This is a genomic window from Trichothermofontia sp., from assembly GCF_053493415.1.
In genome coordinates this window covers 1-19,827 of the sequence record NZ_JBRCAD010000106.1, presented here as the reverse complement: position 1 = coordinate 19,827, position 19,827 = coordinate 1, and the positions used below count along the sequence as shown (strand labels likewise).

The window sequence follows — 19,827 nt, the reverse complement described above, 5'->3', positions numbered from 1 at the left end:
CCACCGGGGGGATTGCCCGGATTATTGCCCGGATTACCACCACCGGGGGGATTGCCCGGATTACCACCACCGGGGGGATTGCCCGGATTATTGCCCGGCGTGTCATCGGGGGGAGTCCCAGGATTGCCGCCCGGATTATTTCCAGGTGCAGGATTGTCGGTCGCCACCTCAGGGATTGGCTCCAGGTTGGTGGTAAAATCTTGCCCACTCAGTTGGGCGGGATTAATACCCCTGAGGATGGCTAAAAATTCCCCGGTGGCTAAATCGCGAATCACCGTGTCACCGTTAAAGCGGCCAGAGGGATCGAGTTCGGGGGTAATCCGAATGAAATCTAGATCCTGAAAGCGCAGTCCCCCGGCTAAACCGAGGTAATCGGTCCCATTCTCAAAATCATCGACCACATCGGCATCCAGCAGGTTAGGCCCCCCCGTCGTTGCCGTTGCTTGGCCGGATACTCTGGCTAAAATAAACTTGTCGGCACCGGGGCCCCCCGTCAGGCTATCGGATCCCAGGTCGCCAAACAGCACATCACTGCCGCGATCGCCCAAGAGAACATCCGCCCCTTTGCCACCGCGTAGGCCATCGCTCCCTTTGCCGCCGTAGAGGGTATCGTTATCTAAATCTCCCCGCAAGAAGTCATTGCCAAGATTACCGAAAACAAGGTCATTGCCCTTGCCACCCCAAGCCCGATCGTGATCCTTACCGGCGTAGATGCGATCGTTGCCTTGTAGCCCAAAGAGGGCATCGGCACCTGCTAAGCCAAATATGAAGTCGTCAGTACTAAATGCCAGCAAAACATCGGCACCGGGCGTACCTAGCAAGTTAGCCATGCGTGTTTAGGGTCCTTAATAACAATGAGATCAAAATGAGATCAAAGCTCGGAGGAGAGTTTAGGGGGAGTTTAGGGTTATGGGCGATTATCTGAATGGCAGGCCAGAGGTCCGCAATGGCGGGCCAGAGGCCCACCCCACCAGAAGATGCATCAGGCCAGAGGTGTGTAATGGCAGGCCAGAGGCCCACCCCACCAGAAAACCAAAGGGGAAGATCAGGTTAGCCGTGTTAGTTGTGAGGCGATCGCAATGACCGGTCACTTCTCTAGCCGCTAGGCAAGCCTTAGGGACAAATTAGTCTTAAAAAACTGTACGGGCTGGCCCAAAATAGGGCAATTTGAACTTTCGCTAATTATGACGGATTAATCCGTGATCGCGTAAATTAGGTCCAACAAGCCTTGCGAACAAGGGGCGTAAGCCCCTTGCTTGTACCTCACCGAGTATGACAGTGCTGTATCAACCTAATGGGTACTGTTTTTGATCAAATCTGCTGCTTTTTCCGCGATCATCATCGTGGGGGCATGGGTGTTACCCGTTGGGATTGTGGGCATGATCGAAGCATCGGCAACCCGTAGGCCCGTAACTCCCCGCACCCGTAATTGATCATCCACCACTGCCAGAGGATCATGCCCCATCTTGCAGGTGCCGACCGAGTGCCAAAACGCCTCACTCGTCTGCCGAACATAGGCCGCGATCGCGTCATCACTCACCACCGCTGCACCGGGCGCAATTTCCTCACCTCGGAACGGATCGAAAGCCCCCGCCTGTAATAGTTCGCGAGTCCGTTTTACCCCTGTTACTAAGGCATCCACATCCGCCTGCTGCTGGAGATAGTTCACCAAAATGCGGGGCGGAGCCAAGGGATCAGCCGATCGCAGTTGCAAGTGACCCCGGCTCTTGGGATCAACGAGACCCGTCAAGACCGTAAAACCCTGGGCATTTTCGCGGGCAAAGGCTGGATTCACAAAGATCACGGGCAAGAAGACGAGTTGTAGATCCGGGGCCGCATCCGTCCGGTTCTGACTATGCAGGAACAAGCCCGCTTCTCCTAGGTTGCTATCGGGGGCCGGGGGAGGCACGTCCTGCGTGGCTTGATATCCCACAGAAACAAGCAAATGATCATGCAAATTCTGGCCCACACCGGGTAAGTCTACCTTCACCGGAATTTCTAGGGCACGCAGTTGATCGGCGGGACCAATCCCCGACAGGAGTAGCAATTTCGGCGAATCAAAAACCCCGGCTGTGAGAATGACTTCGCGATCGGTAGTCACTTCCTGCATCACGCCATTTTGTTGATAGGCCACCCCTGAAACGCGATCGCCGCTAAACAGTAAGCGCGTCGCCTGTGCCCCGGTCGCAATAGTTAAATTCGGGCGATCGCGAATCGGCTCAAGGAAGGCCGTCGCGCAACTGTGCCGTTTACCCTCCTTGGTATTGAGGGGATAAAACCCAGCCCCCAGTTGACTTTCCCCATTGAAATCCGGATTCCGGGGATACCCCAAGCTGACCGCCGCCTCGATGAAACAATTGGACAAGGGATGGGGGGCCGACAGCGCCGATACTGCCAGAGATCCCTCGGTACCGTGAAATTTTGATGCCGGCCCTGGGTAATGTTCTGACTTCCGGAAATAGGGCAACACGTCTTCGTAGCCCCAACCGGCATTCCCTGCTGCCTGCCAACCATCGTAGTTTTTGGCATTGGCCCGGATATAGATCATGGCGTTAATGGCACTGGTTCCCCCCAGCACCTTGCCCCGCGCCTGCCGCAGTTGGCGATTCGCCAGACCCGGTTCAACTTCCGTCATATATTGCCAGTCGATCTCCGAGCCGAGTAGGGTCACCCAAGCGGGCGGAATCTGAATTTCGGGTTTTGTATCGCGATCGCCCGCTTCCAACAGCAACACGGTTACATTGGGGTCTGCCGTCAGGCGATTGGCTAACACACACCCGGCTGAACCAGCCCCAATGACCACATAATCATAAGTTGTCATACTTACTTCCCGGCTATGCCGTCAATACGGTTTTAATTGTGTGCTGGGTTAAGGGCAGGCCAGAGGCCCACCCCACAAGTGTTTAAAAGCTATTAAAAAAAGGGGAGATTGCGGCAAACCCGCAACTACAAACAAAAAAAGATCAACTAAGTTCGTAGTAACGACTTTAGTCGTCCAATCTAAGTTTGTAGTAACGACTTTAGTCGTCCAACCACTAAGTTTGTAGTGACGACTTTAGTCGTCCAATCACCCGTATTTGGACTTTTCAAACCGCTTCTCAGGCCGTCACGAATTGTTCAATCACCGCCGCAATTTCATCCGCCACTTCCAGCGTCGGGAAATGGGAATGGGCTGCTAATCGGTGAACATGGAACCAGGGATTCGCAGCGGCAAAATCGAGTTGAGCTTGCAAATACTCCTGCTCCGGTGGCTGCGAGTAGATATGCAAAGCCGGGATGTTGGGACTCATACTACTGAGGGCCTGGAGGGGATAACCCCCAGCGGCATAGTTGGAGCCGATCACCCGACCCGATCGCAGCCAGGTATCTGCCCCATAGCTTGCCATTTCCTCTCGGACAAAGCTGATGACCTCCGGGTTATCAACCCCTTCCAGCCAGATATCGAACAGGGTCGCCCGTGCTTGTTCCCAGGTCTCTGGTGTACCTAGGGCATGGACCAGATCCATATAGGGTTGGGGGGGCGGCAGGATCGGCCAATCCGTATTAATCACCTTGGGGACGCGATCGCCCAAAATTCGACGCAGTTCCACCGTAATCCAACCGGAGTGGGAGGCCGAAACGGGAATAACCTGCTGGACACCACTGGCTTCAATCACCGCGAGGGCATCTTTGATCAACCCTTCCGCGCCAAAGTCTTCCGTCGGTACTTCCGATTGGCCATGTCCCCGCCAGTCGAGGGCTAAGGTCCGTCGATGCTCGGCACATTTGGGCAACAGGTGGCGATAGAGGGAATGACTCATGCACCAGGCCGTCATTAAGAGCAGGGCTGGTTCGCCTTGTCCCATGTCCTCGTAGTAGATCTGGATTCCATCGCTCGTGGTTGCAGTTGGCATTGGTTTTTCCTGTAGTTACTAAAGGGTTTCTGCCAATTCGGTTAAATCATCATCGGCTGCGTCATCATCGGCTGCGTTATGCCAAATCCTAGGTACGTGGGGAAAAGGTCACGTTCAATGATTCCGTCAGCCGAAAGATCGGTGCCCCGCTCCAGACAATGGCTTCGCTCTCCAACTGGAGATCCTGGACGCGCTTCAGCAGGGTATTAATAGCTGTACGGAGGTGCATCCGGTTCAGGACGGCGGCGATGCAGGCGTGGGGGCCATAGCCGAAAGCCAGGTGGCGGTTGTCGGCACGGGTGATATCTAGGCGTTCCGGATCAGCGAATTGGGCCTCATCATGATTTCCCGGCCCTAAGCCGACAATAACGATTTGCCCCTCTCGAATCGATTGACCGTGCAGTTCAAAATCCGTCAGAGCACGACGGGCGGCAAGCTGGACCTGGCTCTCATAGCGCAGCAATTCCTCCACCGCCGAGTCAATGAGGTGGGGGTTGGCCTGCAAGAGCGCCAATTGATCAGGACTACGAAGTAGGCCAATAAAGCAGTTGGTTAGGGCTACTGAAATACTGAGGAAACTCCCCGTCATCAGGAGCAAACAACTCATTAATAATTCTAAGTTGGTGAGGCGATCGCCCTCAATTTCCGCCCGGACCAAATCACTGATCACATCATCCTGGGGGTGTTGCCGACGAGCTTCCGTGATCGATTGTAAATAGTCCCGCAGAGACAAGAAACTTTGGTGATATTCCTCGGCTGCCGCTTCACTGTCGAATTGGGGCAGGAACGCGGTCATAAAGATAAAATTGGCTAACCCCGCCTGCCATTTGGTTAGTTGCCCACTGTCTTCGACGGGTAGACCCAGCACCCGACTTTGAACCGTCAGGGGCAGGGGCACCGCAAAATCAGCCACAATATCCATCCGTCCGCGATCGATCACCCCATCAATCAGATCATTCACCACCTGGTCAATCCAGGCCTGCGCCCTAGGCACACGGGGATCAAAAGCTTGCTCCATCAGCTTGCGAATCCGGGTATGGGCAGGCAAATCGTTGAACAACACCAGATTATGATTCAAGGTGTTTAAGACTGCCTGTCGGGTGGGCCAATCCGGTCCCTTCGGGGGAATATTCGTCAGCCGTGGCTCACGGGATAATGCGACAAAATCAGCATAGCGGCTGACCACCCAGCACTGCATTTTCTCGTCCCAAAAAACCGGGGCTTCTGTCCGCAGTTTTCGATAGAAGGGATAGGGATTATTCGCAACTTCGGGATCAAGCAGACTACTCGGTTGGGACATAGAAAAAAGTTGTGAGGATAGGGGAAGTTAGCCAGGGGGATAACCCAGGTCGGATCGGGTTCTATCGGTTACCCCCTGATCAGGCTTGCTATTAAACTCTACCGATCACCCCCCCGCTGGAGAAGTCTGATGTAACAATTGTTGAGCAACGATATACCCAGAGGCTCCACCTAGCCCTAAACCGGGGAAGGTTGCTGCGCCGATCATGTACAGGTTGGGAATCACTGTTTGGTAACTCGACGCTGCCGAGAAGGGCCGCAACCAGTAGCTTTGGGCAATGTCGTGGGAGCCGCTGTAGGGATCACCGTTTTGCCAATTGCTGTTATAGCGCACCAGGTCGGGGGGGGTGACGATCGATCGCGCCAAAATCGATGACTTCAGGTTGGGAATGTGCTGGCTGGCAATGTCGATCACGCGATCGGCAAAGCGGTTTTTCAGATCCTCATTCCACACACCCTCGCCTACGTCAATCTCACCTGCCGCATCGCCCTTAAACCGGAACGGCACATCTAATACTTGCAAGACGGCCACGGCTTTCCCCGCCGGCGCACGGGAGGGATCGAGGATACTGGGTAACCCCACGCCAATGACAGGATCAGCGGGCAGCAGGCGGCGCATGGTTTCGTTATAGTTGCGCGATACCCCATCCAAGCCATTGGTAATGTGGGTGTAAATCACCTGATCGAGCCGCTCGTCTACCCAATGCAAGGGTTCATCCAGGGCCAGGTGAACAAAGAAGACGCTGTGACCGTAGCGGTATTTCTGTGCCTGCTGGCGAACGGCGGCGGGGGCATCCTCTTCCGCCAGGAGATTGAGATACAGTTGCTCTGGTGTGGTTGTGGCCAGGACGACCCGGTTGGCGCGGTACTCTTCACCTGACTCGGTACGGACTGCGATCGCCCGTCCATTTTCCACGAGAATCCGGCTGACACTCGCCCCAGTTTTGACTGTGCCGCCCTGATCCTCGATCAGTTGGACCAGCGCCTTCGCCAGCATTTCGGTCCCGCCCACGGCGACAAACTGCCCCGCCGACTGCAATCCCAGGGCAAAGACATGGGTCCAGAAACCGCTGTTGGCATCCTCCGGCCCGTGGCCGCTGTGCAACACCCAGGGGGCCAAAATGCCGCGCCAGGTTTCCGAAGTATAGAGGGATTCCAGCACATCCCGCGCCGAGAGGAGGAAATCCTGGGCAAAGGGGGTGGGTGCCCCATCGGCGGTCACCATAAGTTGCTGTTGAATCGCTTGAGCGGTGGGCGAACTCAGGTCCATATTGAGCAGGCCAAACACCGATTCTGCGTGTTGCCCAATATTCTGAATCATCTGCTGCCAACCCGCCCCATCGCCGGGAGCCAGTCGTTCGGCTTCGGCAATATTCGCCGCCATATCGGTGGCAATCACGGCAGTCTTCCCCCCCGGCATGGACACCCCCGCCGGGTATTGGGTGCCCACCATGTTGAGGCCCCGCTTTTGCAGTTCTGCGCCAAAGTCCCGGTTAGCCTGGGAAAGGGCGAAGAGAATGAGGTATCCGGCATAGAGGTCATGGGTGAAACCGGGTAGGGTAAGTTCCCCCGTTTGCATCCCGCCGCCGGGACGGGGATTACGCTCCAGGATCAACACACTCCAACCCGCTTGGGTGAGGTAAGCAGCGTTGACCAGGGCATTGGGACCACTGCCGATGATAATGGCGTCGTAGGATGACATGGTTTTTGCTCAGATTGTTTTTGCCTAGTCGCTCGAAACGCAAATTCTGCAAGGTTTTCTGCCAGCTAGCTAGTCGCTCGACAAGTAAATTTTGCAACGTTCGTAGTGCTGGCTTTAGCCTGAAACGACTAAAGTCGTGACTACCAACATGGGCTTTAGTCTGCAACGACTAAAGTCGTGACTACCAACATGGCGAAACTTTATTGTTGCTGTACTAGTCGGTTGGGTCAAACGCAGTGGACCCAATAAAGGGGTTGAAGGTGCTGGGTCTTAAGCATGACCAACGCCTGGTCTGCAACGACTAAAGTCGTGACTACGAATGGGGGGTATGGGGCAGAAATTACGAACCAAAGGCACCCAATTGGCGCAATAACCCCAGGCTGTCCTCATTTGTCCAAATTTCGGCGATTTTGCCCTCTGGGGAGAAAATAAAGAAATTCACCCCTTGATCCTTCACGGCGTTGCCCGATGGGGGTAGGTTCAGGAACGGTGCGCCCGCGTGGGTACCCGTCATATACCAACGGCTGGCAACCTTATTACTTTCCGCAACCTGGCGCTCGACCTCAAACTTGAGATCTGGGAAGGCTGCGTGCAGGTCGCTAATCAACGCTTCGGTGGCTTCCCGCCCCTTCAGATCGATGGAGAGGGTGGGAATCCGATGAATAACCTGGTCGGTGGTGATTTCTGCTAAAACAGACAGGTTACGGCCATTGATCACCTCGTTGAAATAGCGATCGACCAAAGCGGCATTCTGCTCTGGGGTGGTCGGTTGGGGCAGCGGTTCTGGGGTGGGCAGTGCCCCAATTTGGCGCAGAAGTCCCAGGGTTTCTTCGTTAATCCGGGCTTCGACGAACTTGCCATTGACGATGCGCAGCCAGGAAACCCCATCGATCGCGAACTGATAGCCCTTGGCCGGTAAGTCACCTCGCAAGGTTTCGAGGGGGCCGCCAGAATGGGTACCCCGTGCCGTCCAGTGGCCCACCACGGTATCACCTTGGGCAACCATGTGTTCGACCGTAAACTTGAGATCGGGGAAAGCGCCCCGCAGCATGGTAACGAGATCTTTGAATTCCTGCCCTCGATAGGGTTCCGTGTGGGTGGGATTAGTGAATTCAAATTCAGGGGCAAAGTAGTTGTCTACAAAGGACAAATCGCCACTACTCATGAGTTCGGCATAGTACCGACGGGCTAGGGCTTTGTTTTCTTCTTCAACAGACATGGCGGGGAGTTGGGTAAGGGGCAAGTTAAGGTAAGTTCTACGTTTGTGGGATGGGCCTCTGGCCTGTCAAAATCCTAGGTTTTGAGTTTGTGGGATGGGCCTCTGGCCTGTTACGGCTAGACAGGCAGGCAGGACGCCTACCCCACAATTTCAATTGGCAGGCGGGACACCTACCCCACAATTCGCATTTAAATTTAAGAGGCCAATACCTCACCAATATTGGTAAAGCCCGCCCAGGTTTTGATGATTTTGCCGTCTTTGAGTTGGGCAAAGTGAATGCCAGTTACCGAGACCTTTTTATTGGTCGGCGGAAATCCGGCGAACTCACCTACGTGGGTGCCCGTAAAGGTGAAGCTGGTGGCGACAACCTCGCCATTGGAAACAAAGCTGTCGATCGCGTAGATCACATCGGGAAATGCCTGCCGGAAGGCTGTCACCCGTTTCTTGAAATTCTCCCGGCCCTGAACCACATTGCTGGTCATTCCAGCCAGTTTCGGCACAATAAACTCATAGCTCTCGTCGTAGAGTACATCAATCAAGTCTTGTTTGTCTTGGGTGAGGACTTCATCAAACAGGGTGGCCAATACCGACTTACACTCTTCTGGGGTCATGAATTTTCTCCAATTAGCATTGAGTAAGTGCTGAACAAACGTCACCTTGCCGTCAATCGTCGTTAGTCCGCCCCTTTCAGTAGCGCGAGCAGGGGCGTGCCGTATTCACAAATACGCAGGTGGCGGATTTTGCCATTGGCAAAGTGCATATACCAGAGTTCACCCGCCTTAATGTATCTATTGGTTGCCGGAACACCGGCAAATTCGGCGCGATGGGTCCCTTCATAAGCGATATCAGCCGCCACAACATCGCCCTCAGCAATCAGATAGGGCAAGGTACACTGCACGTCAGGAAAGGCATTCAGAAACGCATCTGTAAAAACACGAAAGATAGCTACCCCATTGAGCCGACCATCGATCATGGGCACCGTAGGGGCTTCCATAATCAGGTTTTGGGCAACAATATCGTCAACGATGCTGGCACACTTCTTCTGATTCAGCCCTTCTTCAATAAAGCGCTGGAAACAGGCAACATTCCGTTCTTCAACCGGAGTCATAGTGATTTTTCCTTTACAAACAAGTACGCAAAATAATCACGATCGCTACGATTCGCATTCACAACCGTCAGCATCCGGATTAGGCACGATCGCGACGGCTAACCTAATCCCAATCCTAGACCAGGCGATCGGGAATGGGCTTTAGCTGATAGGCTTGCCAGAAAAAGGCATCATAGCCATGTTGATCGGCCATTAATACTTGCACTTCGACAATGCGACCATCCTTCACCGTGTAGTAGTTACAGTTAAAGGCATTCAGCGTTGCCCCATTTACCTCACCGGTAGCCTTATACACCTCAACCACCCCACCGGAGTTGAGTTCCCCCATTCCCAAGGGTGTCACCTGCAAACCCAAGGCCCGCAGCCGACCAAAGAAGGCCAACACTTCACCCACGCCATTTTTGGTTCCCGCCAAAGGGTGATGACCCGGTAAATGCCATTTCAAGTCTTCTGCGAATACCTCAGCCTTCAGGGTCTCCATATCCCCTGACTTAAAGCATTGGTACATCTTTTCAACAACTTCGACGTTGCTAGACATGATTTCTCCTTAGCGAGGATTAATTCACAACAGGACCAACAACGAGACCGGCAGTGAGACGGTTTCAACTAACGGACGGCAACAGAATTCCAATAGTTATAAGCATCGTTGCAAAGGGCGGAGTGCTCCCACTTTATCATCATGATTTAACCATTGGGGGCTTGCGTGGCACACCACACTGATAACAAAAATTTTCAGTACATGGCCACCATTCTGCGCTTAACACCTAAACAACTAACCGCAATGAATCCTCCGGACTCCAGAAAATTTAAACTTTCTTAATATTTTTTTCGCGGAACCCTGTTTCCTTAGTTACATTGCTCCTCGGAGGGTCCACAAGGATAACAGCCTAGGGGGGAAATTTGCTGTCGTTGGGTAATGCTTAAAAACTAAACTGCGTTCTCAAGTTGCCAATAAAAATGGTCGGATTACTCTCGAAATTATTGATATTGAAAATTACTTGGAAGTTAGGAATGATGGCAATGTTAGGGCTAACAGGCCAGTAATAGGTGCCTTCTAACTCGTATTGGGTGCCGCCATCACCGCCCCCTGAAACCAGGTACTTCCGGCCACTGGTGTAGTTAAACGGCATGAGAAATGCCAGAGTGCCTACCGCGCCTTGTTTGAATAAATCGGGGAACGCCATCCCCACTTGGAAACTTTGGGTGGTAATTGAACCGTCGCGATCGTCATCGACTGCATTCAAGTTGGTGTTGGCAATCCCATAACGACCAAATAGGCCAAATCGGGGGGTAACTAGCCATTCCGTATTCACTTGAAAAATATCGGATTGGGCATTGCGCAACGACCCACCTGCGCCATCATCGGCAATCCCATTGATCGGTACCCCACTGATATACTTATTGGTATCAATAGGTACGCCATTTAATGACACCTGTCGGGCCTGCTGATTCAAGCGGTTATACAGGAACTTGATCCCAAAATTATTACTGGGATTGAAGGCCAATTCTGCCGTAAGGCTGTTTGTACCGCCAAAGAGTCCTTCGGTAGGCACTGAGGCCGAATTAAAATCAACAAATTCGTTGCTCTCGGCCAAATAGCCCAAACCCAGACGGACTTTGTTGCCCAGGGGTAACCGCACGATCGCGCCCGCCCCCCGGCGAATATCGGTGGTCAATGGATTGGCGATCTGATTGAGCGAGGTCGTCCCGTTCAGGAAAAAGGTGAAGCGGTTTTCATCAAAGAAGCGGAACCAATTAATGCGGGGGCCGATCGCTACCCGTGCATTTCCCATTGGGAATTCATAGACCATCTCCCGTAAAACCACCCTGGCATTGGGACCCAGGAAGGCTCCGGCATCGGTAAAGGGATTACCGGTCGTATTGACGGAGGACGTTTGCGAGGTAATGACGTTGGCGGGGGAAATGCCAATACCGGTTGCCAGTTGGGTAATCAGCAAATCCTTACCGGTAAACGAGGCCCCCAGGTTCAGCCAGACCAGTCCCGCCGAGGTGACATTGGGATCGCGCTCAATTTCCTGGACCACTGGCGGGGATTTGACACCTGGTAGGACCCGCTGGCCCGTTTCCCGGAGGACCCCATCGGCTCCCGTTAACCCGGTGACGTTGAAGAAGGCGAGGCCGAAAAGCTTGGCCGTGGTGGAGAAGCGATCGGTGAGCAGGGCCATCGTGCGACCCTCCAGCCCCTCCACCTTACCGGCGATCGCCGCTAATTCCGTCTGGTATTCTTCCTGGAGCCGCTGTAAGGTTTCCAGATCTTCCTTGTTCACCAAATCGGCACTGCCCTGGGCCACCAGTTCGTTAATCCGATCCATTGCGGCATTCAAGCCAGCGGCAAATTCATACCGGCTCAGGGAGCGGTGACCGCGATAGGTGCCATCGGGGTAGCCCGCAATCACCCCGTAGCGTTCCACGAGGGACTGGAGGGCTTGGAAGGCCCATACTGTGGGGGTAACGTCCGAGAGTTGGGCCACCGAGGTGACCTGGGCAAGGGCGGCGGCGCTGTCAGGGGCGATCGGTTCCCCAAAGGCCCACTCCACGGTGGAGTTGGCTTCCAGGAAGTTTAGCGAAGTGGTCTGGAAGCTAAAGGGTGGCTCGACGACTCCTTCAGTGGCATAGGTTTCGATTTTGACTAACTGCGGATCGATCCCGATCGTCGCCGTTTCATTCACATAGCCTTCAATCAGATCCAGCAACGCATTGCCACTGCTCGATTCCAGGCGCGGTGCCCCGTCGGCATACTGATCGACCTGGTTAAGCAGGGGATTCACACCTTCCCCACTCATGTAGCGATCGACCTGATCCAGGAGAGTCTCGGAACTCAGGCGCAGGCTGCGGGTGGGCAGTACCTTGGGGAAGGCAACTGGCGCTAGCTGGGGGGCGGATGGGGATAGCGGGCGATCGCTTTCTGATGCCAAAGGCGTATCACGGTCCAGGGGAGTGGCAACGTCTATTTTGGGTGCCGCGTCGGTGGCGGGAAGGACAGTGGGTGAGATCGTCGCAGAACGAGCGTTGGCACCGGCTTCAGGGGGGGCGATCGCGGCGGCTGGTTGACTGGACTCGCTGGACGCGCTGGACTCGGTATGGGAGGTGATGGGCGGGCGATCGCCAACGGGATCGGCTACCAGCGGCCCTTCGGCGTCAGGGGTGGGAGTGCTAGCGGACGCGATCGCTGCCGTAGGGGAAGCGGGGGGTTCCGCGTCTCCAATCGGGTTTACGGGGGGTTCATTCGCGCTTGCCACAGTGGTGGCGGCTAGGACCGCGATCCAACTGGCCGCATTCAACCGTAATGCCTTGGGCAACAGATTTGGTAAAAGACTTGACACCTTCAATTTCCCTACCCCTCACTGATAGCTGACTCTACAACTGGCTCCGTTAACCGGACAAGTCTTCATGGAGACGGGATACGCTCCCTCGCAACGGCAATATGACAATTAGGTCATTAGGTCATGCTTTTGGGTAATCCCTAGAAAGAGAAAACGGTTCGCAGTGTCCCCGTGACCACAGTGCCATTCTCAGACTGGCTGAGGGGATGGGTAATCACCTGGAGCAAGGGCGTAATGCGAATCTGGTCACTCACCCGGTAGTTGTAGTAGACCTCATAGTTGGTCTGGGTGTGGTCAATGTCGGGATGTTGGAAGATTAACGGTTGGGCGATCGCGATCCCGCCCTGGTTCCCTTCCTTAAACAGATCGGGGAAGGCTAGCCCCGCTGCCCAGTAGGTGGGGGCGATGCCCTCAAAGGGAATCGGTAGGAAGTTGGGCGAGTAGCCAAAGCGCCCGAAGAAGCCCACCTTGGGGGTAAAGGCATATTCCAGGTTGGCCCCGATCGCCTCAAATCGACTGCCGCCTTGGGACCCCCCGGCATACTGCAAGCGAATCGCCCGTCCCTTCCCCCAGTTGTATTCCGCTTCCAGGAACCCAATGTTGGGGTCGCCAAATAACCCGCCACGATTATTGCGATCGGGGTTGCCATAGATATCGGTAACCGTCACGGGGATCGGTGCGCCCCCTAACCCGGTCGGATTCGGGACGGCGGGATCTTGGGCGGTATAGACGGCGCGGAAGGTGAATCCGCCCCCGTTGGGATTCCAGGTGACGGCTGCCCCGGCTGCCGGATTATCCAGGGCGAAGAGCAGGATATTGTTGGTCAGGGATTCGGTCGAGAAGTTGTCAGCGTTATCCCCTTGGCGGTTGGCAAAGGTGTTGTAGTCAATAAAGTCGGTGGGGAAGGAGCGGGGGAAAATGGCGACTTGCAGATCGTCGTTGATCGGGAAGGTATAGCGCAGGCGATTGAGTTGGAAGGTATTGTTGGCCCCTGGCACCCCCTGGGAGTAGAACAGGCTGCTGGAGCGATCGCCCAGGAAGTCGGCGGCATCATAGCCCAAACCGGGGGAGTTGCTCGATCGCGGCGTTCCCGTACTGGTCACGGCCTGCAACTGGGTTAAGAGCAGATCCTTACCCGTGAAGGTTGTATTCAGGTTCAACCGCACCCGGCTAAAGAAGGTGGTGTTGGGATCGCTGCCACTGATGCGGTCAAAGGTTTGGGCATCAATCACCGAGTCGCCATCCTGGAAGCCCGCGTTGAGGGCAAAAATGGCCTGCCCCGATAGCTTGGTGGTGGTCGAGAATTGCAGCATTTCCAGCAGACCCACCCGCCCTTCTAAGGCATCGGTCCGTCCCCGCAGGGTGGCTAACTCGGTGGCAAATTCCGCTTGCAGGCGTTGGAGGGCTTCCAGATCTTCCTTGGAAACCTTGTCGGCCAACCCTTCGGCAATCAGTTCACTGACGCGATCGAGGGCGGCATTCAACCCCGCCGCAAATTCGTAACGGGTCATGGCCCGGTTGCCTCGGAAGGTGCCATCGGGATAGCCCGCGATCACCCCGTAGCGCTCGACTAGGGATTGCAGGGCTTGGAAGGCCCAGTCGGTGGGTTGGACATCGGACAGTTGGGTGACGGAAGTCCGTTGGGCACGGCTGCGGCGGGTCAGTTGTTTCACGCCCTGGCTGGGCGCAGCCTTGGGAACAGCCGGTTTTGCCGTTTTGGTTGCATCGGCGATCGGGATGGCCGTTGACGCTAACGTCCCGGTGCCTCCCCTTCCAACCGGATCGCTGGGTTCCGGCGGCGGGGGGATCGGGGCGATCGCATTGGCTGGTGTTGTGGGGGCCAGGGCAATCGGCGGGTGGATCGTTGCGGTTGTTGTTGCCGATGTTGCCGATACTGAGGGCGTATCTGGCGTATCGAATGGATGCGATGAATGGGTATTGGGGGGCGTATCAATGGCTGGGGGGGAAGCGGTGGCGGCCACAGGAGCTGCGATCGTGAGCAAGCTACTGGCGAGGGCGAGGGGACCCACTCGTACCCTCCAGGGCTTATCCTCATGACGCTGTGTTTGGCACCTTCCGGGGCAGGGAAATCTTGTCAAGTTACTCATAGCACACCACTCGCACACCACAGTTGGACGATTACTAAGGGACCCGTTACCTAAAAAGATTCACCCTCATGTTGTTAAGCACTGGGTACACAAAACCAAATCGTGATCGATATCGATTTAGATTTATCTGTTGTCAATTGGCCATTTGTCAACCGTTGCATCCTGCCATCTCAGTATTAGGCATTGCAATAAGCGTGGCAGCCTTCCCTCCAGCGGTTCGCAGTTCCCAGCGGCAGAAGCACTGGGTGACGAATCCGGGCGAAAGCGCAATTCTAGCGCTCATGATCTAGACGACTGGAAGTTGAGGATTTTGGATTTGAGAACTTATGCACCTGTGGCCGTTGCCATGATGCTGAGTTGCCATGATGTTTATTCAGATGCAGATCGGACAGTAGCTAGATTCTTCTCGCATCAACCTGAACGTTTATAGCACAATACCGGATCTTGCCGGATTCGTACAATGGGTTGGGGCAACCGATTTGCGATCGCCTTCCGCACCGTGTCTGCGATTGCCCTTGGCACAAGCAGACTGCTTCCGGACCCTCTCCCTAGGCCCGCTCTTACAGGCAATCACAACCATAGATAGGTCATAAGATTCGGTCATAGAGTAGGTAACAGTTTGTAAACTTATGGAGACCGCAATTTGACAAGCTGGCCCCAACCCAGGATGCTGCCCTAGAACGCCCTGGGATCGGACTTGGCGCGATCGTTGGTCGCAGCAGCAGAAGTCGGTGGTAGGATTACCCTGACGATTGTCTCCGAATCGCGATCGTGCTTGCGATCGTCGCCTTGATATCCTTCCTCTATCGATGGCGTGTATGGACCCAACTCCCCAGCAGTTTCAGATTTGTGACCAGGATTTGCCGCTAGAGATACTGAATGACTATCTCCGAGCCGAGGCGATCGCGGTGGATACGGAGACGATGGGTTTGTTGCCCCAGCGCGATCGGTTGTGTTTGGTGCAGTTGTGTGATCCGGGCGATCGGGTGACGGTGCTGCGGATTGCCCGGGGGCAAACGGCGGCTCCCAATCTGAAGCACTTACTGGAAGCACCGGGTATTCCCAAGATTTTCCACTTTGCCCGCTTTGATCTGGCGATGTTGCGCTATCACCTGGATATTTGGGTGAATCCGGTGTTTTGCACGAAGTTGGCGAGTAAGTTGGCCCGCACCTATGCCCCCCGCCACGGCCTTAAGGATCTGGTGCAGGATGTTGCGGGGGTGGAACTGGATAAGAGTTCCCAAAGTTCGGACTGGGGGAATGCGGCGAATCTTTCGGAGCAGCAGTTGCGCTATGCGGCGAATGATGTGCGCTATCTGGTCCAGGCCCGTGAGCAGTTGATAATGATGTTGGAGCGGGAGGCGCGGCTGGCGTTGGCGGAGCAGTGTTTTGCCTGTTTACCAACGATCGTGAGTCTGGATTTGCTGCAATACAATAATGTGTTTGAGCATTAATATGCTTGAGTAATGTGCTTGAGTATTATCGTAGGTTGGGTCAAACGCAGTGCGCCCCAACCATGCCAGTCAGTTGTTGGGTCTCGTAAACTCGACACCAACCTACAATCGCGCATTTTTAAGGTGACAGATCACTAGCATTAACTAAGTGAGAATACCGAGCCTTAGCAGACAAGACGCTTACCCCACGGACGATAAGTCTGATCTGGGGTGGGAATGCATAGGTAATATCTGTTGCTTGTCAAGATTGGGTAAAGGCTGGGTTCTTTTAAGTGAGAAAATGAAAGCTTCAATAAAGTAAGTTTTGAATGTTGATTTTGAGATGGGTGTGGGTATATTGAATATGTGAGGTTTAACGACACTCCCCATAAACAGGATGAGGGCATTGCATAAAAATGCTCCGTTACCCCTGATGACTATGCAGGAGGGTCGATCCCTCATGTCACACTGCCCCATTTCTCTAGGAGCGCATCCCCATGTTTGACGCTACTGCTGCTGATTCTAGTGCAACCTTCTTCCAAAATCTTGACCCCGCCCTCCAAGGCACTTTCTCGTTAGATCTGGCGCAGATCCCTGATGCGGTGCTGGAGTTGGCCCACACGCAATTGGCTGACTTTTCCGCTAATCCTGGTTTTCTGGATGCCCTCCGAATCCCGTTTGGTGATTTTGATGAAGCCCAAGCCTCTGCGCTTTTCCAGGATTTTTTGATGGGTGATGTCAGCCATTTCCCTCAGATTGAGATCCTGGCGGCGGATGTGTTGCAAGGTGCGAATGGTGCTTTCGATTCGCTGACGGGAACGATTTATCTGTCGGATAGCTTTTTAAGCCGCAATGCCGATAATCCAGCCGCCATTGCCGATGTCTTACTGGAAGAGATCGGTCACTATATTGATGCGCAAATTAATGTGGTTGACTCTCCCGGCGATGAAGGTGCCATTTTTAGCGCGATCGTTCAGGGGCAAAACTTGACCACAGAAGATCTGGCAAGGCTTCAAACTGAGGACGACACAGCAACTATTGTTATAGGCAATCGCTCCATCCTAGTTGAAAGATCAGACTACGCTGGTAATACCCTGGGCACAGCCCGCAATATCGGTACCCTCAGCGGCACCCAAACCTTCAGCGATTTTGTGGGTAGCACGGATACCAACGACTTCTATCGTTTCAACCTCGGTAGCCGCAGTAACTTCAGCCTCACCCTGAACGGCATGAGTGCAGATGCCGATGTGCAACTGATTCGAGATGCTAACAACAACGGCTTTGTCGATAGTGGCGAAGTTCTAGCCAGTTCGACCAATGGCGGTACGACAGCAGACGCTATTAGTCGCACCCTCGACCCCGGTACCTATTTTGTGCGGGTCTATCCCTTTGGTACTGCTAACACCAACTACAACTTAAGTCTTACGGCCGATGGCGCTGGGAATACCTTGGGCACAGCCCGCAATATCGGTACCCTCAGCGGCACCCAAACCTTCAGCGATTTTGTGGGTAGCACGGATACTAACGACTTCTATCGTTTCAACCTCGGTAGCCGCAGTGACTTCAGTCTCACCCTGAACGGTATGAGTGCAGATGCCGATGTGCAACTGATTCGAGATGCCAACAACAACGGTATTGTTGATAGCAGTGAAGTCCTAGCCAGTTCGACCAATGGCGGTACGACAGCGGACGCTATTAGTCGCACCCTTGACCCCGGCACCTATTTTGTGCGGGTCTATCCCTTTGGTACTGCTAACACCAACTACAACTTAAGCCTCACGGCTAACCCCACAGGCCCCATCGATGGCGCTGGGAATACCTTGGGCACAGCCCGCAACATCGGTACCCTCAGCGGCACCCAAACCTTCAGCGATTTTGTGGGTAGCACGGATACCAACGACTTCTATCGTTTCAACCTGACGAGCCGCAGTGACTTCAGCCTCACCCTGAACGGCATGAGTGCAGATGCCGATGTGCAACTGATTCGAGATGCTAACAACAACGGTATTGTTGATAGCAGTGAAGTCCTAGCCAGTTCGACCAATGGCGGTACGACAGCAGATACCATTAGTCGCACCCTTGACCCCGGTACCTATTTTGTGCGGGTCTATCCCTTTGGTACTGCTAACACCAACTACAACTTAAGCCTCACGGCAACAACAGGGGTAACTCCCCCAACGGGTAGTTTTAATATCCAGTTTGACTATCGGTTTGACACCAATGGCTTCTTTAATGATCCTGCGCGTCGTGCAGCTTTAGAGGCAGCAGCCGATATTTGGGAAGCTATTATTCGTGATGAATTTGCTGATGTTCCTGCTGGTACCAACCTCTATGTCCGTAACCCACAAACAAACACTATGCAAAATCTAACTGCAGGTACAATTGATGATGTATTAGTCTTTGTTGGATCACGGTATATTGATGGCCCATTTGGTACATCTGCAGATGGTGGTCCATCTGCAACTTACCCTAGCGGCAGTAGCCTCGCAACCCGTTGGACTGGCTCAGATTTTGAGCCTTGGACGGGAAGCCTGAGCTTTGACTCTGGTGATAATTGGTTCTTCGATACGACACCAACTACTTCTAACGACATCCCGTTCAACACAATTGATTTCATCTCTGTCGCTGTTCACGAATTGGGGCATGTTTTAGGATTTACTAACGTTAATGCCTTTAACAGCCAAATATCGGGTAGTTCTTTCTATGGACCTATAGCCCGATCTATCTATGGTGGCCCCGTTCCGATGCAAGGTTCTCATATCTCACCTGCTGCGGGCACTCACGCCATGACCCCTAGTGGCATGGCTGGAACTCGAACCTTACCTACTAATTTGGACCGTGCCATCCTGGATGATATTGGCTACACAGTTAACTACGCCTAGTTCACATTTATTGCTGTAGCAACAACTTCAATTAAGTTTTTCTAGAAGAGTAAAGTTAACGATCGCGCCTTCACTCCGGTGCGATCGTTTTTTACATATTTTTCTCGATCGATACAACTACCTTAGCTACGTTCATTACCCCAGTTCACTTACGGACAGGAAGCCTGTATAGCTATTCAGATTGTTACTTGCTATGATGTAAAAACTACACTGGAAGAATTTTCGTGCTGAATGGGGAGGGTATATGGGTATTAGTCTCACGCCTGAGCAGGAACAGCTTGTACAAACCAAGCTGCAAGCTGGTAAATACCAATCTGCCGAAGAAATTTTAGAAATCGCGTTGCGGTTGCTTGATGAGTACGATCGCTCTGAAGCCGCGTGGGTTGAAGATGTTCGGGAAAAAATTGACGCAGCGATCGCCGCCTCCAATCATAGTGTTGCGATTGATGGCGAAACGTTTATAAATGGAATTTTAGAGCGATTCCAGCAGGCAAATCAAGCATGAGTCACTACGTCATTAACATTCTTGCAAGTCAAGACCTAGACAAAATTCCTAATTACTTTGCTGAAACCAATCTTGAAGTAGGTGAAAAATTCTTTCGTGCTTTTAATCGTAAGTGTCAGCAACTCGTAGCCTTTCCTAATAGTGGCAAAAGCTATGCAACCATTCGCCCTAGTCTTCGAGGGATATCTCTGGAAGGCAGAAGTGTTGAAAGTTAGGTTAAGCGATGGAAAAAAGGGACAGAATGCAGTATTCTGTCCTCTAACAAATAAAAAATGATGTTCTATGATAGCCTCATTCCCGAAGCTTGTCAAATTGATCTTGAAGCAGCTTTGTC

15 protein-coding genes are annotated in these 19,827 nt (G+C 53.5%); 4 read left to right on the top strand and 11 right to left on the bottom strand.

Annotation, left to right across the window (positions count from 1 at the left end; translation table 11 throughout):
• The 11 genes from ACWIUF_RS09195 to ACWIUF_RS09145 form a co-directional block, all read right to left on the bottom strand.
• Positions 1-830 (bottom strand): calcium-binding protein (locus ACWIUF_RS09195; protein WP_448572055.1); only part of this gene is annotated, 830 nt, incomplete at its 3' end.
• Between the two features lie 461 nt (positions 831-1,291).
• Positions 1,292-2,821 carry a GMC family oxidoreductase gene (locus ACWIUF_RS09190; RefSeq protein WP_448572054.1) on the bottom strand — a complete coding sequence of 510 codons (1,530 nt, stop codon included), beginning with the start codon at positions 2,819-2,821 and terminating at the stop codon, positions 1,292-1,294.
• A 277-nt stretch (positions 2,822-3,098) separates the two neighbouring features.
• On the bottom strand, positions 3,099-3,893 hold the full coding sequence (locus ACWIUF_RS09185; protein WP_448572053.1) for an alpha/beta fold hydrolase: 795 nt from the start codon (positions 3,891-3,893) through the stop codon (positions 3,099-3,101).
• Positions 3,894-3,981: 88 nt separating this feature from the next.
• Positions 3,982-5,193 carry a cytochrome P450 gene (locus ACWIUF_RS09180; protein WP_448572052.1) on the bottom strand — a complete coding sequence of 404 codons (1,212 nt, stop codon included), beginning with the start codon at positions 5,191-5,193 and terminating at the stop codon, positions 3,982-3,984.
• 105 nt (positions 5,194-5,298) lie between these two features.
• Positions 5,299-6,894 (bottom strand): phytoene desaturase family protein, encoded by a 1,596-nt coding sequence (locus tag ACWIUF_RS09175; RefSeq protein ID WP_448572051.1) that lies wholly within the window; start codon positions 6,892-6,894, stop codon positions 5,299-5,301.
• A gap of 340 nt (positions 6,895-7,234) precedes the next feature.
• The gene (locus ACWIUF_RS09170) at positions 7,235-8,113 is read right to left on the bottom strand and encodes an ester cyclase (RefSeq protein WP_448572050.1); all 879 of its coding nucleotides are present in this window, start codon (positions 8,111-8,113) and stop codon (positions 7,235-7,237) included.
• A gap of 194 nt (positions 8,114-8,307) precedes the next feature.
• Positions 8,308-8,724 carry an ester cyclase gene (locus tag ACWIUF_RS09165; RefSeq protein ID WP_448572049.1) on the bottom strand — a complete coding sequence of 139 codons (417 nt, stop codon included), beginning with the start codon at positions 8,722-8,724 and terminating at the stop codon, positions 8,308-8,310.
• Positions 8,725-8,786: 62 nt separating this feature from the next.
• Complete coding sequence (locus ACWIUF_RS09160) at positions 8,787-9,221, bottom strand: ester cyclase (RefSeq protein ID WP_448572048.1); 435 nt, start codon at positions 9,219-9,221, stop codon at positions 8,787-8,789.
• 115 nt (positions 9,222-9,336) lie between these two features.
• The gene (locus tag ACWIUF_RS09155; protein ID WP_448572046.1) at positions 9,337-9,759 is read right to left on the bottom strand and encodes a nuclear transport factor 2 family protein; all 423 of its coding nucleotides are present in this window, start codon (positions 9,757-9,759) and stop codon (positions 9,337-9,339) included.
• A gap of 382 nt (positions 9,760-10,141) precedes the next feature.
• Positions 10,142-12,565 carry an iron uptake porin gene (locus ACWIUF_RS09150; protein WP_448572045.1) on the bottom strand — a complete coding sequence of 808 codons (2,424 nt, stop codon included), beginning with the start codon at positions 12,563-12,565 and terminating at the stop codon, positions 10,142-10,144.
• Between the two features lie 140 nt (positions 12,566-12,705).
• Complete coding sequence (locus tag ACWIUF_RS09145; RefSeq protein ID WP_448572044.1) at positions 12,706-14,595, bottom strand: iron uptake porin; 1,890 nt, start codon at positions 14,593-14,595, stop codon at positions 12,706-12,708.
• A gap of 896 nt (positions 14,596-15,491) precedes the next feature.
• On the opposite strand from ACWIUF_RS09145, the gene ACWIUF_RS09140 reads away from it, so the two are divergent.
• From ACWIUF_RS09140 to ACWIUF_RS09125, 4 genes are all read left to right on the top strand, one after another.
• Positions 15,492-16,127 (top strand): ribonuclease D, encoded by a 636-nt coding sequence (locus ACWIUF_RS09140; protein WP_448572042.1) that lies wholly within the window; start codon positions 15,492-15,494, stop codon positions 16,125-16,127.
• A 476-nt stretch (positions 16,128-16,603) separates the two neighbouring features.
• Positions 16,604-18,988: a pre-peptidase C-terminal domain-containing protein gene (locus ACWIUF_RS09135; protein WP_448572040.1), complete on the top strand. Its 2,385-nt coding sequence runs from the start codon at positions 16,604-16,606 to the stop codon at positions 18,986-18,988.
• A 244-nt stretch (positions 18,989-19,232) separates the two neighbouring features.
• Positions 19,233-19,493 (top strand): ribbon-helix-helix domain-containing protein, encoded by a 261-nt coding sequence (locus ACWIUF_RS09130; RefSeq protein WP_448572039.1) that lies wholly within the window; start codon positions 19,233-19,235, stop codon positions 19,491-19,493.
• A complete protein-coding gene (locus ACWIUF_RS09125) occupies positions 19,490-19,708 on the top strand; it encodes a type II toxin-antitoxin system RelE/ParE family toxin (protein ID WP_448572038.1) in 219 nt (72 codons plus the stop codon). Before ACWIUF_RS09130 ends, ACWIUF_RS09125 begins: the two co-directional genes overlap by 4 nt.
• Positions 19,709-19,827: the final 119 nt, after the last annotated feature.

What these genes read in the sequence shown, in the direction of transcription:
- ACWIUF_RS09190 (WP_448572054.1), bottom strand. Translation starts at nt 2,821, where the DNA reads ATGACAACTTATGATTATGTGGTCATTGGGGCTGGTTCAGCCGGGTGT.
- ACWIUF_RS09185 (WP_448572053.1), bottom strand. Translation starts at nt 3,893, where the DNA reads ATGCCAACTGCAACCACGAGCGATGGAATCCAGATCTACTACGAGGAC.
- ACWIUF_RS09180 (WP_448572052.1), bottom strand. Translation starts at nt 5,193, where the DNA reads ATGTCCCAACCGAGTAGTCTGCTTGATCCCGAAGTTGCGAATAATCCC.
- ACWIUF_RS09175 (WP_448572051.1), bottom strand. Translation starts at nt 6,894, where the DNA reads ATGTCATCCTACGACGCCATTATCATCGGCAGTGGTCCCAATGCCCTG.
- ACWIUF_RS09170 (WP_448572050.1), bottom strand. Translation starts at nt 8,113, where the DNA reads ATGTCTGTTGAAGAAGAAAACAAAGCCCTAGCCCGTCGGTACTATGCC.
- ACWIUF_RS09165 (WP_448572049.1), bottom strand. Translation starts at nt 8,724, where the DNA reads ATGACCCCAGAAGAGTGTAAGTCGGTATTGGCCACCCTGTTTGATGAA.
- ACWIUF_RS09160 (WP_448572048.1), bottom strand. Translation starts at nt 9,221, where the DNA reads ATGACTCCGGTTGAAGAACGGAATGTTGCCTGTTTCCAGCGCTTTATT.
- ACWIUF_RS09155 (WP_448572046.1), bottom strand. Translation starts at nt 9,759, where the DNA reads ATGTCTAGCAACGTCGAAGTTGTTGAAAAGATGTACCAATGCTTTAAG.
- ACWIUF_RS09140 (WP_448572042.1), top strand. Translation starts at nt 15,492, where the DNA reads ATGGACCCAACTCCCCAGCAGTTTCAGATTTGTGACCAGGATTTGCCG.
- ACWIUF_RS09135 (WP_448572040.1), top strand. Translation starts at nt 16,604, where the DNA reads ATGTTTGACGCTACTGCTGCTGATTCTAGTGCAACCTTCTTCCAAAAT.
- ACWIUF_RS09130 (WP_448572039.1), top strand. Translation starts at nt 19,233, where the DNA reads ATGGGTATTAGTCTCACGCCTGAGCAGGAACAGCTTGTACAAACCAAG.
- ACWIUF_RS09125 (WP_448572038.1), top strand. Translation starts at nt 19,490, where the DNA reads ATGAGTCACTACGTCATTAACATTCTTGCAAGTCAAGACCTAGACAAA.